The sequence below is a fragment of the Pedobacter jejuensis genome (assembly GCF_003725795.1).
Classification (GTDB): Bacteria; Bacteroidota; Bacteroidia; order Sphingobacteriales; family Sphingobacteriaceae; genus Pedobacter; species Pedobacter jejuensis.
Window position 1 is genome coordinate 11,890 of the sequence record NZ_RBEE01000009.1, and the last position, 15,886, is coordinate 27,775.

At 33.6% G+C, this 15,886-nt stretch carries 18 protein-coding genes; 2 read left to right on the forward strand and 16 right to left on the reverse strand.

The genetic code is table 11. From position 1 onward, the window contains the following. Window positions 1–34: 34 nt before the first annotated feature. From D7004_RS05785 to D7004_RS05805, 5 genes are read right to left on the reverse strand one after another with little or no spacing between them, the layout of a single operon-like run. Window positions 35–772: a tyrosine-protein phosphatase gene (locus D7004_RS05785; RefSeq protein ID WP_123204927.1), complete on the reverse strand. Its 738-nt coding sequence runs from the start codon at window positions 770–772 to the stop codon at window positions 35–37. An 18-nt stretch (window positions 773–790) separates the two neighbouring features. After that, window positions 791–1,345: a hypothetical protein gene (locus tag D7004_RS05790; protein ID WP_123204928.1), complete on the reverse strand. Its 555-nt coding sequence runs from the start codon at window positions 1,343–1,345 to the stop codon at window positions 791–793. Then, window positions 1,346–2,368 (reverse strand): UDP-glucose 4-epimerase GalE, encoded by a 1,023-nt coding sequence (galE, locus tag D7004_RS05795; RefSeq protein ID WP_123204929.1) that lies wholly within the window; start codon window positions 2,366–2,368, stop codon window positions 1,346–1,348. A gap of 3 nt (window positions 2,369–2,371) precedes the next feature. After that, window positions 2,372–3,361, reverse strand: coding sequence for a UDP-glucuronic acid decarboxylase family protein (locus tag D7004_RS05800; protein WP_123204930.1), 990 nt, complete (start codon window positions 3,359–3,361; stop codon window positions 2,372–2,374). Window positions 3,362–3,363: 2 nt separating this feature from the next. Beyond that, window positions 3,364–4,674 (reverse strand): UDP-glucose dehydrogenase family protein, encoded by a 1,311-nt coding sequence (locus tag D7004_RS05805; protein ID WP_123204981.1) that lies wholly within the window; start codon window positions 4,672–4,674, stop codon window positions 3,364–3,366. Window positions 4,675–4,739: 65 nt separating this feature from the next. On the opposite strand from D7004_RS05805, the gene D7004_RS05810 reads away from it, so the two are divergent. Next, complete coding sequence (locus tag D7004_RS05810; RefSeq protein WP_123204931.1) at window positions 4,740–5,978, forward strand: 3-deoxy-D-manno-octulosonic acid transferase; 1,239 nt, start codon at window positions 4,740–4,742, stop codon at window positions 5,976–5,978. On the opposite strand, the gene D7004_RS05815 is transcribed toward D7004_RS05810, so the two are convergent. The 9 genes from D7004_RS05815 to D7004_RS05855 form a co-directional block, all read right to left on the reverse strand. Then, window positions 5,968–6,417: an RES family NAD+ phosphorylase gene (locus D7004_RS05815; protein ID WP_123204932.1), complete on the reverse strand. Its 450-nt coding sequence runs from the start codon at window positions 6,415–6,417 to the stop codon at window positions 5,968–5,970. The two genes, D7004_RS05810 and D7004_RS05815, sit on opposite strands and share 11 nt — an antisense overlap. After that, window positions 6,417–6,887: a type II RES/Xre toxin-antitoxin system antitoxin gene (gene parS / locus D7004_RS05820; RefSeq protein ID WP_123204933.1), complete on the reverse strand. Its 471-nt coding sequence runs from the start codon at window positions 6,885–6,887 to the stop codon at window positions 6,417–6,419. The genes D7004_RS05815 and parS overlap by 1 nt, the downstream gene beginning before the upstream one ends. 63 nt (window positions 6,888–6,950) lie before the next feature. Continuing rightward, window positions 6,951–7,961 (reverse strand): ferrochelatase, encoded by a 1,011-nt coding sequence (gene hemH, locus D7004_RS05825; RefSeq protein WP_123204934.1) that lies wholly within the window; start codon window positions 7,959–7,961, stop codon window positions 6,951–6,953. An 85-nt stretch (window positions 7,962–8,046) separates the two neighbouring features. Further along, window positions 8,047–8,742 (reverse strand): fatty acid desaturase, encoded by a 696-nt coding sequence (locus D7004_RS05830; protein ID WP_123204935.1) that lies wholly within the window; start codon window positions 8,740–8,742, stop codon window positions 8,047–8,049. A gap of 31 nt (window positions 8,743–8,773) precedes the next feature. After that, window positions 8,774–9,622, reverse strand: a complete 849-nt coding sequence (locus tag D7004_RS05835) for a 4-hydroxy-3-methylbut-2-enyl diphosphate reductase (RefSeq protein WP_123204936.1) — start codon at window positions 9,620–9,622, stop codon at window positions 8,774–8,776. 27 nt (window positions 9,623–9,649) lie between these two features. Then, the gene (locus tag D7004_RS05840) at window positions 9,650–10,309 is read right to left on the reverse strand and encodes a carotenoid biosynthesis protein (protein ID WP_123204937.1); all 660 of its coding nucleotides are present in this window, start codon (window positions 10,307–10,309) and stop codon (window positions 9,650–9,652) included. Further along, window positions 10,279–11,376, reverse strand: coding sequence for a glycosyltransferase (locus D7004_RS05845; RefSeq protein ID WP_123204938.1), 1,098 nt, complete (start codon window positions 11,374–11,376; stop codon window positions 10,279–10,281). Before D7004_RS05845 ends, D7004_RS05840 begins: the two co-directional genes overlap by 31 nt. After that, the gene (locus tag D7004_RS05850; protein ID WP_123204939.1) at window positions 11,373–11,996 is read right to left on the reverse strand and encodes a 1-acyl-sn-glycerol-3-phosphate acyltransferase; all 624 of its coding nucleotides are present in this window, start codon (window positions 11,994–11,996) and stop codon (window positions 11,373–11,375) included. The genes D7004_RS05845 and D7004_RS05850 overlap by 4 nt, the downstream gene beginning before the upstream one ends. Window positions 11,997–12,074: 78 nt before the next feature. Further along, window positions 12,075–12,584, reverse strand: coding sequence for a phosphoribosyltransferase family protein (locus D7004_RS05855; RefSeq protein ID WP_123204940.1), 510 nt, complete (start codon window positions 12,582–12,584; stop codon window positions 12,075–12,077). 186 nt (window positions 12,585–12,770) lie between these two features. Between D7004_RS05855 and D7004_RS05860 the strand changes: the two genes are divergently transcribed. Beyond that, window positions 12,771–13,481: a head GIN domain-containing protein gene (locus tag D7004_RS05860; protein ID WP_123204941.1), complete on the forward strand. Its 711-nt coding sequence runs from the start codon at window positions 12,771–12,773 to the stop codon at window positions 13,479–13,481. A gap of 107 nt (window positions 13,482–13,588) precedes the next feature. Here the strand turns inward: D7004_RS05860 and D7004_RS05865 are convergent, their stop codons facing one another. Continuing rightward, window positions 13,589–13,999, reverse strand: coding sequence for a hypothetical protein (locus tag D7004_RS05865; protein WP_123204942.1), 411 nt, complete (start codon window positions 13,997–13,999; stop codon window positions 13,589–13,591). An 88-nt stretch (window positions 14,000–14,087) separates the two neighbouring features. Further along, window positions 14,088–15,497 carry a 23S rRNA (uracil(1939)-C(5))-methyltransferase RlmD gene (gene rlmD, locus D7004_RS05870; protein WP_123204943.1) on the reverse strand — a complete coding sequence of 470 codons (1,410 nt, stop codon included), beginning with the start codon at window positions 15,495–15,497 and terminating at the stop codon, window positions 14,088–14,090. Window positions 15,498–15,886 lie beyond the last annotated feature (389 nt).

Here is a 15,886-nt window from a genome sequence, read left to right on the forward strand (position 1 = left end):
TAGAATATTAGATTTCCAAGCTGCTAAGCTTTGTTTAAAGTAAGGCGTTATTTAGCTGATGCATGCTTAAAAGCGTTTGCATAGAATTTGTATTAAGGCTTTCTTGTAAGGCCGCGGCATGTTTAAGATGATGCATATCACTTCCGATAAAATCAACAAGATGATTTTCCACCATATGTTCTGCAACTTTTTTAGCGCTCGTTCCGTAATATCCGGTTAATGCAATAGAATTTAATTGTAGCAAACAGCCGGTTTCTCTTATCAGCTGATATGTTTCTGTTGCACCGTAGTAATATGGGTATCTTTCTGGGTGAGCCAAAACAGGCTTGTAACCAGCATCCTGCATGGTTTTAATAAAACTGAAAAGATTTTGGGGGGCGTTTATGTAAGAAAGCTCAAAAAGGATATAATTATTTCCAAAAGTTAAAACTTCCTTTTGCCTGATTTTCTTTTCTAAAGTTTCATCTAAATAATATTCGGCGGCGGCATTAACTTCTACATCTAGCTGAATATCAAGCAAACCCTTCCTTAAAACATCTAAAGCTCTATTTATTGTATCTGGCGTATTTCTAAAATAATCTGCCATGATATGAGGCGTAGCAATTAGCTTTTTAAAGCCAAGTGCTTTAAATTTTTTGGCAAGCAATAAAGAATCGTTAAGGTTTTGGGCACCATCATCTATGCCCGGAAGTATATGCGAGTGCATATCCGTAGCGATGTTTGAAAAATTAAATTCTGGTGTTATTTTTTTCTTCTTGAAAAAATCGAACATTTTAATTTAACTAGAAATTTAAACTTCTTTGGGTAAACTTGAAGCTTCAGCCGCACCTGCTAATTTAGAAGAATAAATTTTAGATAGCAATTGATTTATATTTTCACTTAAATCAAATTGAAGATCTTCATGCAGTTTTTTAGATTTATTTAGTGTTATGGCTACTGTTTTTAAATAATAAGTAGCAAACAAAAACCCAAAATCTTTATATCCAAAAACAGATCTCTTATAATCAACCGGAATTTTGTTTAAAATATAAATTTTCAGCTCAACCTCACCAAGGGCGTCTTTCGTTACTTTATAAAAATGATTTACGCCTGTAATCATTTTTCTAACTTTCGCTAGTGCTTCTTTAACCGTTAATTTTTTAAGCTCAGGTATTTGATTGTCGATATCAGCTTTTATTAGATCTTTTCGGTTTTCCAAATCCGATTCATCTTCAAGCAATTTAAAATGAAGATGTTCTGTTAAAACTTTATCCTTGGCAATTAAGCGAAGCAATAACTTATCTTTTTCTTTAACAGGCAGTTCTGTAATAACGAGTTTTAAGTTTTTGTGCTCTGCAAGCTTCATTTAAAATGGATTTGCTTTGATATACTTTTCCCACTCCCAGGCAGATCGCATCATTTCATTAATATCTAACTCTGTTTGCCAATTAAGCAATTCTTTTGATTTGGTTACATCGCCATAAATTTGTTCGATATCTCCTTCTCTCCTTGGGCCAATTTGGTAGTTTAATTTTTCTCCTGTTGATGATTCGAAAGCTTTTATAATTTCCAATACAGATGAACCTTTTCCAGTACCGATATTAAACACTTCGTAATTGGTTTCTGCACTTGTGCTTTCCATTCTTTTTATGGCAGCTACGTGTGCTTTAGCTAAATCAACAACATGGATATAATCACGAATCGCACTTCCATCAGGCGTATTGTAATCATTTCCATAAACCGTAATCGCACTACGTTTGCCAATTGCCGATTGTGTAATAAAAGGCACTAGGTTAGCCGGTACACCAATCGGTAATTCGCCAATTAAGGCTGTTTCGTGTGCGCCAACCGGGTTAAAATAACGTAAAGCAACAACATTCAAATCTGGAGTTACAGCAGCAGTTTCAACCAAGATTTCTTCCGCAATCTGCTTTGTATTTCCGTAAGGAGATTCTGCCTGCTTAACTTTTTCAGCTTCTGTAACCGGTAAATTATCAGGCTGACCATATACCGTACAAGAGGAAGAAAAAACGAAATTGATTTTTCTATTGAAAGCTTCTAACAGATTAATAAGGCTGAAGAAATTATTTTTATAATATTTTAAGGGCTTTTGAACCGATTCGCCAACAGCCTTAAAAGCTGCGAAGTGAATGATACCTGTAATATCATTATGCTTCGCAGCAAAATCATTTACTTTTTGAACATCACATAAATCAAATTGGTGAAACTCTGGTTTTACACCGATAATCGCTTCAATCTGATCTAAAATTTTAATACTAGAGTTTGATAAATCATCAATAATTACAACTTCATAACCTGCGTTATGCAATTCGACAACAGTATGAGAACCTATGTATCCGGTACCTCCGGTAACTAAAATTTTAGACATTTTTTAACGATTGTATTTATGGAAATCTTTGTGTTCTATTTTTGCCAAAGCCTCTTCAGGCAATGATTTAAAGTAATCATAAGTAATTTTTAAACCTTCTGCCCTACCAACTTTAGGCTCCCAGTTTAAAAGCGCTCTTGCTTTTGTAATATCCGGACGGCGTTGTTTCGGGTCATCTTGTGGTAGTTCTTTATAAACTATCTTTTGCGATGTACCTGTTAATTTGATAATTTCTTCGCAGAATTGTTTGATGGTGATTTCATCTGGGTTACCGATGTTTACCGGCTGAGCGTAATCGCTCATCAATAAACGATAAATACCTTCAATTAAATCATCAACATAACAAAACGAACGGGTTTGACTACCATCACCGAAAACAGTTAAATCTTCGCCTCTTAAAGCCTGACCAATAAATGCTGGTAAAACCCTTCCATCGTTTAAACGCATTCTTGGTCCGTAAGTATTAAAAATACGGATGATACGCGTTTCTACACCATGAAAAGTGTGGTAAGCCATTGTTATTGCTTCCTGAAAACGTTTTGCTTCATCATAAACACCTCTTGGCCCTACCGGGTTTACGTTACCCCAATATTCCTCTGGTTGAGGATTAACACTTGGGTCGCCATAAACTTCAGAAGTAGATGCAATTAACATTCTTGCTCCTTTTGCTCTAGCCAAACCTAATAAATTGTGTGTACCCAAAGAACCAACCTTTAAAGTTTGAATCGGGATTTTTAAATAATCTATCGGGCTTGCAGGAGATGCAAAGTGTAAAATATAATCTAAAGTTCCGGGTATATGAACGAATTTAGAAACATCGTGATTGTAAAATTCGAAATTCTCCAAATGAAACAAATGTTCGATATTGGTTAAATCCCCGGTAATCAGATTATCCATACCGATAACATGATACCCTTCTTTAATAAAACGGTCGCAAAGATGCGAGCCTAAAAAGCCGGCTGCACCGGTAATTAAAATTCTTTTAGTGCTCATGCTTAATCTATTAATTTACGACCAATACTGTTATAATAATATCCCAAATCTATCATTTTCTGAAGATCATAAAGGTTTCTTCCATCAAAAATCACTTTATTTTTTAGGATTGATTCTATTTTCTCGAAATCAGGGTTACGGAATACCGACCATTCTGTCGCGATTAATAGTGCATCTGCATCTTTTAAAGCATCGTATTGATTATCGGCAAACACAACTTTATCACCTATAATGTTTTTTACGTTAGCCATTCCTTCCGGATCGAAGACGCTAACCGTTGCACCATGTTTAACCAAAGCATCAATAATATATAAAGCAGGTGCTTCGCGGATATCATCCGTTTCAGGTTTGAAAGCCAAACCCCAAAGTGCAAAATGTTTACCGGCGATATCGTTTTTATAGTATTTTAAAACTTTATCAACCAAAATCGTTTTTTGGCGTTCGTTAACTTCCATTACCGATTTTAAAATCTGGAAATCGTAAGTGTTTTCATCTGCAGCCATTACCAGTGCCTGAACATCTTTTGGAAAACAAGAACCACCGTAACCAATTCCAGGGAAAAGGAAACGTTTACCAATTCGCTCGTCTGATCCAATTCCTCTTCTTACAGCATCTACATCAGCACCAACCAATTCGCAAAGGTTAGCCACCTCGTTCATAAAAGTAATTTTAGTAGCCAGAAATGAGTTAGCTGCATATTTTGTCAATTCAGATGAACGCTCATCCATAAACAAAATCGGGTTTCCCTGGCGAACATAAGGACCGTAAAGTTCGGTCATTAATTTCTTTGCTCTTTCGCTTGTTGTCCCTAAAACAACACGATCTGGTTTCATAAAATCTTCTACAGCAACACCTTCACGCAAAAATTCAGGGTTTGAAACCACATCAACTTCGATATCTGTGTTTTCTTTAAATACTGCTCTAACCTTATCAGCGGTACCAACCGGCACGGTAGATTTGTTTACAATAATTTTATAGCCTTTAATGATTTTAGAGATATCTTTTGCAGCACCTAAAATATAAGAAAGATCAGCAGCACCGTCTCCACCCGGAGGCGTAGGCAAAGCCATAAAAATGATTTGAGCTTCTTCAATAGCATCTGCAAGATTTATTGTGAAATGTAACCTGCCTTGTTCTATATTTCTATGGAACAGCAAATCCAACCCAGGTTCGTAAATTGGAACCTGACCATCCTGCATTTTTTTTACTTTGGCTTCATTTATGTCAACACAAATGACGTTATTACCTGTTTCTGCCAAACAAGTTCCGGTAACCAAACCTACATATCCGGTACCAACTACGGCTATTTTCATATATTTAATAGGGGATTTTAAATATTTTCGTTTTATCTTGGCACGAAGATAATAAAATACAATCAATGCTTTTACTTTATACAATAGGAATTAAAATTTATAACTTGATTATTTGGTTTTTCTCCTTTTTTAATACAAAAGCAGCACTTTTTATATCTGGAAGGAAACAGATTTTCAAACAGATAGCCGAAAAAATCAATCCGAACGACAGAAATATCTGGTTTCATTTTGCTTCATTAGGTGAATTTGAGCAAGGCAGACCCGTTCTTGAAAAAATAAAAGAATTACATCCTGAAAAAAAAATAATCATAACTTTTTTTTCTCCATCAGGTTATGAAATAAGAAAAAACTATGCTCTGGCAGATGGTATTTTTTATTTGCCATTGGATGGAAGAACAAATGCAAAGCGATTTATTGAATTGATAAATCCTGAGATGGCAATTTTTACTAAATATGAATTTTGGTATTACTATTTTAAAGCCCTTAAAACTAATAATATTCCGCTTTATATTATTTCTGGTATCTTCAGGAAAGAGCAAGTTTTCTTTAGATTTTATGGAGGCTTTTATCGAAAAATATTAAAAAACGTTACGCACTTTTTTGTTCAGAATGACGAAAGTTCATCGCTATTGAGGTCAATCGGATTAAATAATGTGACTTTAAGTGGCGATACACGTTTTGACCGGGTTTATGAAAATGCTATTCAACCCAAAAACCTCCCATTGATAGAATCATTTTGTGAAGATGCGAAAGTGATGGTTTGCGGAAGCACCTGGCCGGATGATGAAAAGCTTTTATCAGTGTTACCGGATAAATATCCCAATTGGAAATTTATAATTGCACCACATGAAATTGACGAAAGACATTTACAAAGTATTGAGAACCAATTTTCAGTTAGTAGTTTGCGGTATTCAGTGTTAAGCCATACGTCAGTTAATCCACACGATGGCGATTCTGATAAGAAGGTTCAAATATTAATAATTGATAATATTGGAATCCTTTCTGCTTTATATCAATATGGGCAAATAGCATATATTGGAGGCGGTTTTGGAGCAGGAATTCATAATACGCTAGAAGCGGCAGCTTTTGGCTTGCCTGTAATTTTCGGTCCAAAATTTAATAAATTCCAGGAAGCTAAAGGCTTAATAAAAATCAATGCGGCAAAGAGTGTTTCATCAGTTAATGAGTTGATTGAAGCTTTTGAGGACTTTAAATCAAATGATAAAGCTTCTGCAGCAGCAAAAAAATATGTCTTTGATAAAAAAGGAGCAACAGAATCTATTTTAAAGAAGATTAATTTTTAATCCGCACATCAAATAAAAATGGCTTGACGTTAGTGAGCGTAATTTTTTCAAAATCAATATGATTTGGATTTATGAGATAATTATATTCATCCTGAATAATTGAAGAGGGAATGCGCAGAATAGCAGTTTTATTTCCCTTTATCCAGTCACTGCCAATTTTTTGAGTCAAATGCATGTTTTCAAACGAATTCCAGTTTTTTGGCAAATCATTTATTTTAATTTCATCAATTGCAACATCATCTAGAATTTCAATATGCATTACACTAAAATTTAATGATAAGCCCAATTTGCTTCTATGCACAACATTTTCTAAACAGGCTAAAGATTGAGAACTGGCCGTATAAATAACTTTAATATCATTAAAATTCCATCTAGCTGCCATACCAGAAGCCTTTAAAATATTGGCGTATTTTGATAAAGCAATTCTAAAGACTAACATTAAGCCAAATCTCCATGGGCGATACGAGTAAGTTCCTCTTCAATTAATGATAAGCCTGTGAAGGTATCCATTAAGGTAAATGGAATTTGATTACCTAAACCATAAGCGGCCGTATTTAACCAACTGTGAAATGCAGGAGCCGAACCAAAAACCTCTATGCCCAATTTAAATAGAGAAAATGATTTTAAAAGTTTTTCACTCAATGAGGCATCAAGTTTTAAGTCCTGGGTATTATAGTTTTGTATCGTTTTAACTGTAGTTTTAAAGGTATTTTGAAATTCATCATACGTAAAACCAGATATGGTTAAAAAATCAAGTGCTACTTGTGCATTCAAACCTTTTTTTGAATTAGACAATAAGGCTACAGGGTTTGAGTACATCCTTTGATATTGAACCATTGTTTCCTCAACGTTTAACGGAGTTGACTCGGTAAACTTATAAGGCTTAGATTTATTTCCTGTTTTTAACATAATCAAATTTAGAATTTTTTCTTTACACCGAAGAATTTTTTCCTTATTTAATTTTGTTGGATTTTATTTTATCATTCCTGCTAATGCTTCGATAAATACCGGGCTATCATTCAAGCTTTCTACCAATTGAACATGCTCGCCGCCCAATTCTCTAAATTCCTCATAATATTCAACGGTAATTTCGTAAAGAGTTTCCAGGCAATCGGCAACGAAAGCTGGACTAAAAACCAACAATCTCTTTTTACCTTCTGCAGCCAATTTCTTTAAAACATCAGTTGTATAAGGCTGAACCCAAGGCTCTTTGCCCAAACGAGATTGAAAACAAACGGTATAATTTTCTTTTGATATGTTAAGCTCCTGTGCAATTAATCTTGCTGTATCATGACCCTGGGCAGAGTAGCAAAATTTGTTTACATCGGTTAATGTTTGGCAGCAATCGGAATTTTTTAAGCAATAGGAACCAGTATGATCACATTTTCTTAATTGCCTTTCTGGCAACCCATGAAAACTAAACAAAATATGGTCGTAGTTTTCTGGATGATGTTTTCTTGCATTTTCTGCAAAAACTTTTATCATTAAGTCATTATCATGAAAAGAATTTACAAAAGAAATTGGCGGTACAGTTTGCCATTTGCTTACCAACTCCATAACCAGTTGCATTACCGAACCTGTACTTGCCGATGCATATTGAGGAAACATAGGAATAACCTGAATACTTTCTACCAAACCTGCTTTTAAATTAGCAAGTGCAGATGCAATAGAAGGATTTTGATAACGCATAGCTAATTCTACATGATAATCATCACCCAATCTTTCTTGAAGCATTTTTGCTTGCAATTTGCTGAAATATAGCAGTGGTGAACCTTTCTCATTCCAAATTTCTTTGTATAATTTGGCAGTTTTAGGGCTACGAAACGGAACTATTATTCCTTTAACTAAAAGCGTACGGTTAAAAGCAGGAATATCGATTACACGTTCATCCATCAAAAACTGATCTAAATATCTTTTTACATCAGATACTGCCGGACTATCAGGTGTTCCTAAATTAACCAGTAAAATTCCCTTTTTGCTCATTTAAATTAAGATATGGTTTTAAAGCTCAAATATCGCCCTTTTTGGCACAAGAAACGATTATTAAATATCAAGATTTGGTAAAAAGCTAAGCTTTTGTTTTATATAATTGCCACCAAGGTGTAGCTGGCTTTTGGTGATGCTCTAAATGATACCCAAAGAAATAACAAGTTATAAAGGCTATAAAATGATTTTTGTTTAACGTTGATGCGTGGTATTCATTATCGTGTTCTCCTTTATGAGGAACATAAGTACCAAAATAAAATAGCTGAAACGTGCTTAAAAGTGAAGGTAAGACCCAAAAGATTAAAAGGTTTTTTTCATCAATCCAGATTTTTAATACATTAAAGGCTACAGCCATTATGATTAATTGAATAACAGTAACATAATTTAGCATAAAGCTTAAGTACCACCGCCAAAACCCGTGTGGTGCATAATCAGGGTCTTTTTCTGTATGCACATGGCTGTGGTGGTTGTGATGCTTATCGTATAGCTTGTTGTAAAAAAAACCTGCGTAGAGAAATACGGATACATATCCGAAAAAGTTATTCAATTTTCTATTGGAAGATATTGTTCCATGCATGGAATCATGGGCAGTAATGAATAGCCCTGTGTAAAGGTGCATTTGCACAAAAATCATTAAATAAACCAAAGGATTGGTCCATTCAAAACGCCATGTTAATAATAGAAAAAGAGATGTAAACCAGCAAAGTAATATTGCTAAAGCGAAGTATACACCTTTAAATGATTGTGGGTTTTTCAATTGACTTTCTATAGTTAACATTTAAAGAAGGAAATTGATTTCCTTTCAGTAACTAATATTTTTCTAAAGCTAGCTTTACCTTTTCCATTAGCCACATTGGAGTAGATGTAGCACCACAGATACCAACCCTATCATTGCCATTAAACCAGTTTATATCCAACTCATCTTCATTAGATATGAAATAGGAATTTTCATTGTGTTTCTTGCAAACATCATAAAGAACTTTCCCGTTGGATGATTTCTTTCCTGACACGAAAATAATTTTATCGTAATGGCTAACAAATTCTTCGAGTTCTTGATAGCGATTAGATACCTGCCTGCAAATCGTATCGTTTGCTTTCACCTCATAGCCACGAGATAAGAGTTGATCTTTAATGTGATAGAATTTATCTGTACTTTTCGTGGTTTGGCTATATAAAGTAAACTTAGCAGGTAAATCAACATTATCCAACTCCGCCAAATCTTGAAATACAATTGCATTTCCATCAGTTTGCCCCTGTAGGCCTATAACTTCTGCATGACCATGTTTACCGAAAATGAGTATCTGTTCATCTTCATCGTAAGAATTTTTTATTCTATTTTGAAGTTTTAAAACAACAGGACAAGATGCATCAATAAGTGTTAAATTATTTTCTAGTGCCAATTGATACGTTGAAGGTGCTTCACCGTGTGCCCTGATTAAAACCTTTTCATTTTTAAGGGTATGCAGTACCTCATGGTCGATAATTTTTAGTCCTCTTTTTGTTAGACGCTCAACTTCTTCATCATTATGCACAATATCGCCTAAGCAATACAAATAACCTTCACTATCTAAAATATCTTCGGCCATTTCTATAGCGTAAACAACGCCAAAGCAAAAGCCTGATGATTTATCGATAGTGACTTGTAAATTATAACTCATTGTATTACAAAATTAAACAAAAATATTTTATCGTGTTGTCATGTATAAGACAACAAAAAATATAAATTGACATAGAAACATGGTTGTGCCAATATACTTTTGTTGCTTTAAGCCTAAAGCATAATAAAATTTCAATAAAATAACAGAAACAATAAACCAGGCAATATAATTTTGTAAAGGAATTTCATGCCAATCCCAATGCCAATAATCAAACTTCATTGCTACGGGTTCCAAAAAATAATCAAAGGTAATTAATAATAAACCACCTAATAAAGAAGCGATTATGCCATTTCGTATTTTAAAACTTTTAATCATTTGGCCCATACTATAAATTAGGATAACCCAATTAACACCCATAAGCAAGGGCACTGTTGCAACCTTGAAACCTAGAGTTGTACCATAATAATAACTTCCGAAAATCTTCCCTGTTTTTACCCCTAAAACCTCTACTAAAAAGCCGCACAAGAAAACACCTGAAATAAAAAGCAAAAGCCTTTTAACATCTCCATTGTACGTAAATACAATAATTGCGAACATTAAAAGTAAATGAAAAGGTACAAGTTTCATAAAATAAGGTTGTGCCGCTGGAATTAGAAACCCAAACAAACCAACCAAATGAAATATGATAATAGCGGCTACCGCCAATTTCTTTACTTTTAAATCGGCTTTATCAATCTGCCCTTCCATGTTCCTGTTTTAAATAAAAATTTCTTTATTGATACGATTGCTATAAACAAATAAATTAACATTTGTAAAGGATGCAATATTAGGTTTAATATTACATTTTGTCCTGATAAAAATGATATCATTATTCTGCAAAGCAATATTAACGTTATTGGCAATATGAGTAATTCAACATCAAAGTTTATAGCTAAAATGATTGGCCCGCCAATTACCAAAAGTTGGTAAAAAAGTAATATAAATATGTTATTGCCAAAACCAGCTAATAAATTTTTGCTAAAACCATTAATACTTTCGTTAAGATTTTTATACATACGGCAATAAATCAAACCATTAGCCAACAATGCTTCGCCCTTAAAACCTTCAATTTTTATACGTTTCATTATTTCAACGTCTTCAACAACAAGATGCTTTACTTTTTCATGCCAAGAATTTTCCTTATATAATGAGGAGTTAAAAAACATACACTGACCACTTGCCGCAGCGAAAGCAGGATTTTTTGATAATTTAACCAACCGCAATGGAAGCAGGTTTAGTAATATAAAATGCATTAATGGAATAGTAATTTTCTCACCAAAACTTTGCATAATTTGATTTGTAAATAAACTTAACAAAGCTAAATTTTCACTTTCCATTCTAGCAATTAAGCTGTTTATCAAACCTCGCTTTATAATTTCATCAGCATCTACAAACAAAAAGTATTTACCTATTGCAATTTTAGCCAGTTGATGACAAGCATAATTTTTCCCTAACCAACCTGCTGGTAATTCTTCACCTTGGATTGCTTTAAACTGTCGATTCTCCTTTGAAAAGTTTTCTACAAGCTGAAATGTGCTATCGCTGCTGTTATCATCTAAAACAATAACCTCGTAATTTACATAATCTTGTTCTTTTATAGATTGAAGCAATTGAATGATATTTTCTGCTTCATTTCTGGCCGGAATAAGAATAGAAACTTTATCCTTATAAAATTTAATTGCCCGTGGTAATTTGGGGTTTGAAAGGAAGTTAAAAACGGTTACCGAAAACCTTATGACTAGAAATATTAGCGCTGCGTAAATAAAAATCGTCATTCGGTAATTTGTGCTTGTTTAACAACAGAATTATCATAATGTTTATTGTATGCACTTTTTAACAGCTGGAGGCTTGTATATTCTTCGTTCTCCCAGTTTTGAAGATACGTGTATGCTGACGCTTTACGTTTCGAAAAGTAGTCAACAAATGTTGCTGCAAAAACTATATTAAGTTGTTTCTGACTTGCATTAATCATTTGCATTACTCCTTTTTGAAAGTTTATGCTTTTTAAGTGGTTAGAATAGAGCTTCCCCTGAGGAAATACCAGCACTAGATTATCAGCATCATCTAGAAGTTTACCTGCATAATTTAAAGTTTCTAAAATATCTTTACCACTGTTTTCTGCAGCAAAAGCTCCTAAATATTTCAAAAAACCAACTTTGCTATAGTTTTCTGCATTAACTAAAACATGAAACTTTTTCTTGAAGAACTTTTTGTTGATGTAGAATATGAAAAAGCCATCCCACCAGCTAAAATGATTGGCTAAAATTAATACAGATGCATTTGGTTTGATGGCTACTTCATCATATTTAAAGGCAGCAAAATCCTTATCAATAATAAATTGAATGTACCAAGAGAAAAATTTAAAAATGATATTGTTTTTTCGAGGGTGATACATGTGGTAAGTTGCAAAAATTTGAGGTGATTTGCAAATATTGGATTCTAGGAATATCTAGAGGGTAATCGCTGTAAGATATTAACTTAAATAAACCCTATCTTCTTCTCCTTCAACATCCATAACAACATCAACATGTTCTTTTAAAATTGTTGCCAGTTCAAGTCCAACATAATCTGTGGCAATAGGAAAAATTTTATGGCTTCTATCTACCAGCACAACCGTACGTATTTTTTTATGAGGTGTGTTCAAAAAAACGCCTAAACCATAAGCAAGCGTTTTGCCACTGTTAAGCACATCATCAATCAAAATAATTACTTTATTTCTCCACTGGCTTTCATCTAAATCTGTTTTCGCAATTAATTTGCTGCTATCTCTTTCTAAATCAATACGCAACAGAGTCAATTTAAAATCGGCAATTTTTTTTAATACTTTCTCTAATCTAATGGCCAATTTGTAGCCTCTATCCCAAATTCCTGCCAGTACAATTTCTTTCTCGTTTATATTATCTTCTAAAATTTGATAAGCTATACGATCTATCTTTTGCTGTATTTGTTTTTTATTCAGAATAAGTAATTGTGAGGTAGCCATTGTTAAAAGGTTTGATTACAAAAAGAACGATTTTAAGGGTGAAATTCAAACTATTTGAAAAATAATTTGAATTGCTTGCAACGTTTGCACCATCACGGCGTCTTATAGCTAACCAAAAGCTAAAAATCCCTTACCTTATCTGAATAACTAAATAGGTAAAAGGAAATTTCTTAAACAAGATTAATTATGAAAAACTTTTTAAAAACATCGGCAACACTATTTTTAATTACAACAAGCTTCTACATTGCTAAAGCTCAAGATACAAAAACCGTAAGTGTAAAAAACTTTAGCAGCATTACAATAAGCAGTGGTATCGATTTGTATTTAACACAAAGCGGAAGTGAAAGTGTAAACATTAAAGCAACATCAGATTTATTGAAAGATGTAGTTGTTGAACAAAATGGAAGCAACTTAACCATTAAAATTAAGGAAGGTATCAATTGGAGTTCGATGTTTAAAAATCAAACCATAAAGGCTTACGTTAATTTTAAAACCTTATCGGCACTTACCGCAACAGGAGGTAGTGATGTTTTATCTCAAGGACAGATAAAAGCTGGAAAATTTGTACTTAAATCTTCTGGCGGGTCTGATGTAAAATTGAATTTGGTTTGCAGCAATTTAGAATTACAAAGTAGCGGCGGTAGCGATGTTAAATTAACAGGAAAAGCAGAAAATATGATAGTGCAAAGTAGCGGTGGAAGCGACGTTGATGCTTATGATTTTGTTGTAGATTATGCAAAAGTATCATCATCTGGTGGTTCTGATGCAAATATTAATGTTAGCAAAGGCTTAGAAGCCAGTGCATCGGGTGGAAGTGATATTCATTACAAAGGAAATGCATCTGTAAAGAAAACGTCATCGTCTAAAAGTGGTGATGTAATAAAAGTAAAGTTTTAGTTCTAGGTTTAACTAATTTTACTATCGGTGCTTTGCAAATGCAAAGCACCGATTTTTTTGGAAGATGATTTCACAGATTATAGCTTTTCGCTTTAGTCTTTATTCTTTCAGCTTTTACCTTTCTTGTAAGGATAATAAATAAAGTTTGCGCCTTCTGGCACAATTACAAAAACACACATAAAGTTCTCTGGTTTTTTGTAAACCTTTAAAAATTGTTCTTTCTTCTCTTTATTGATAATCCCCTTCTCAACAAATTCCTCCAAGGTAGAAGCCTGGATGGTCCAATCAGTATTTAATTCTTCTCTGTTTAAAATGATTTCGCCAAGCTTAACTTCATGCTGATGAGCAATAAAAATCGGATGTGCAGAAATTCCCTCAACCATAATTTCTATAGCAACTTCTTTAATTGCATCTGCATAAAATTCTAAATCCTTTTCTAAACTTAAAAGCGGACTTTCCTGCTTCTTTGGCTCTCCACTATCTTCTGGTGTTGCACTTAATAATTCTTCTCTATCCATTTTTAATTATTGAGTTTTGAATGAGTGAGTGAGTGAATTTTAACAGGAGTTCTATTGTATTTACTGACTCTTTTATTCAAATATTCTCTCATTTTAATCTTAACAAAACTACATTTTCTACGTGCTGCGTATGTGGAAACATATCAACAGGTTTTATTCGAACCACGTCGTATTTTGCCTTCATCAATTCTAAATCTCTCGCTTGCGTGGCTGCATTGCAACTTACATAAACAATTTTTTCAGCTTCCATTTCCAGTAAACGTTGTACAACATCTGCATGCATACCAGCCCTTGGCGGGTCGGTAATAACAACATCGGGTTTGCCGTGTGCCAAAATAAATTCTGATGTTAAAATATCTTTCATATCACCGGCATAGAATGTAGTATTTTCAATGCCATTTAGTTCTGAATTAAACTTAGCATCTTCGATCGCAGTTAGCACATACTCTACACCGATAACCGTTTTTACATCTTTGGCTATGAAATTTGCTATTGTTCCTGCCCCTGTATATAAATCGTAAACCAGTTCATCGCCTTTAAATCCTGCAAATTCTTTGGTTATTTTATACAATTCAAATGCTTGCTCTGAATTGGTTTGATAAAAAGATTTTATCCCAATTTTGAAACGAATGCCATCCATTTCTTCAAAAATATGATCGCGACCGGCAAAGGTATTAACCTCCTGATCGAAGATGGTATCGTTTTTCTTTTGGTTGATGATGTAAAGCAAAGATGTTATCTTCGGAAATTCTGATTTCAGGAAACTCATTAACGCGTTTACCTGTTCTTCTTCCGGATATGCAAAAATTACGGCAACCATTATTTCGCCTGTGCTTGATGTTCTGATAATCAGATTGCGTAAAGCGCCTTCATGGTTTCTTAAATCATAAAATGATAGTCCGTTTTCTAAGGAGAATTTGCGGACTGCATTTCTGATTTGATTTGAAGGATCATCCTGCAAATAACAATGTTCTATATCTAATATTTTATCAAAACGAAGTGGAACATGAAAACCTAAAGCATTCATATCAAATTCTTCATCACGTTCTACATCTACTTTCTCCAACCAACGTTTGTTAGAAAAAGTAAACTCAAGCTTATTTCTATAATATCTATTTTTTGCCGAACCTAATATAGGTTCAGTTATAGATGTATCAATTTTACCCAACCTTTGAAGTGCTGCCTCAACATTTTTTTGTTTAAATTTTAGTTGAGCATCATAGCCCATGTGTTGCCATTTACAACCACCACAAGTACCAAAATGCTTACAAAATGGGTCAGTACGCAATGCTGATTTTTCATGTAACTGATCAATAATTGCTTCGGCAAAGTTTTTTTTCTTTTTGGTAAGACGAACATCTACCAAATCGCCTGGTACGGCCTTATCTACAAATATCACCAACTCATCGGCTTTGCCAACGCCCTTTCCTTCTTCGGCAATATCTATTATATGTACGTTTGGAATTATGGTTATCGTACCTGGTTTTTTTCTACTCATTATGCCGCAAAGATAAGTGTAAAAGCTGAAAGACTAAAGTGGAAAGCTAATCTCAGAATAATTACAAAATGCAGATGGAAAAAAAAGGAGACCTTAATGAAAATACGAACAGGAAAATATTCCAGGTAAGTATTTAAAATTTATACACTAAGAACTTAGAGGTTATCAATTGAGCTTTATAAAACTATAACACAAAAAAGTTTCAACCAAAGTTGATTGAAAACAACATTCGTTACCAGAAAATGATAACATCGAAATATTGATTAAAAAAACTATTTTGAGAAAAACTTATATGCAATACCCCAAAAGCCATCTAACCAATTAAAATTTAGGTCAAACTTTTCATCTACTTGTACAGAAAACTCTAATATTTCATTGCTCATTTTAAA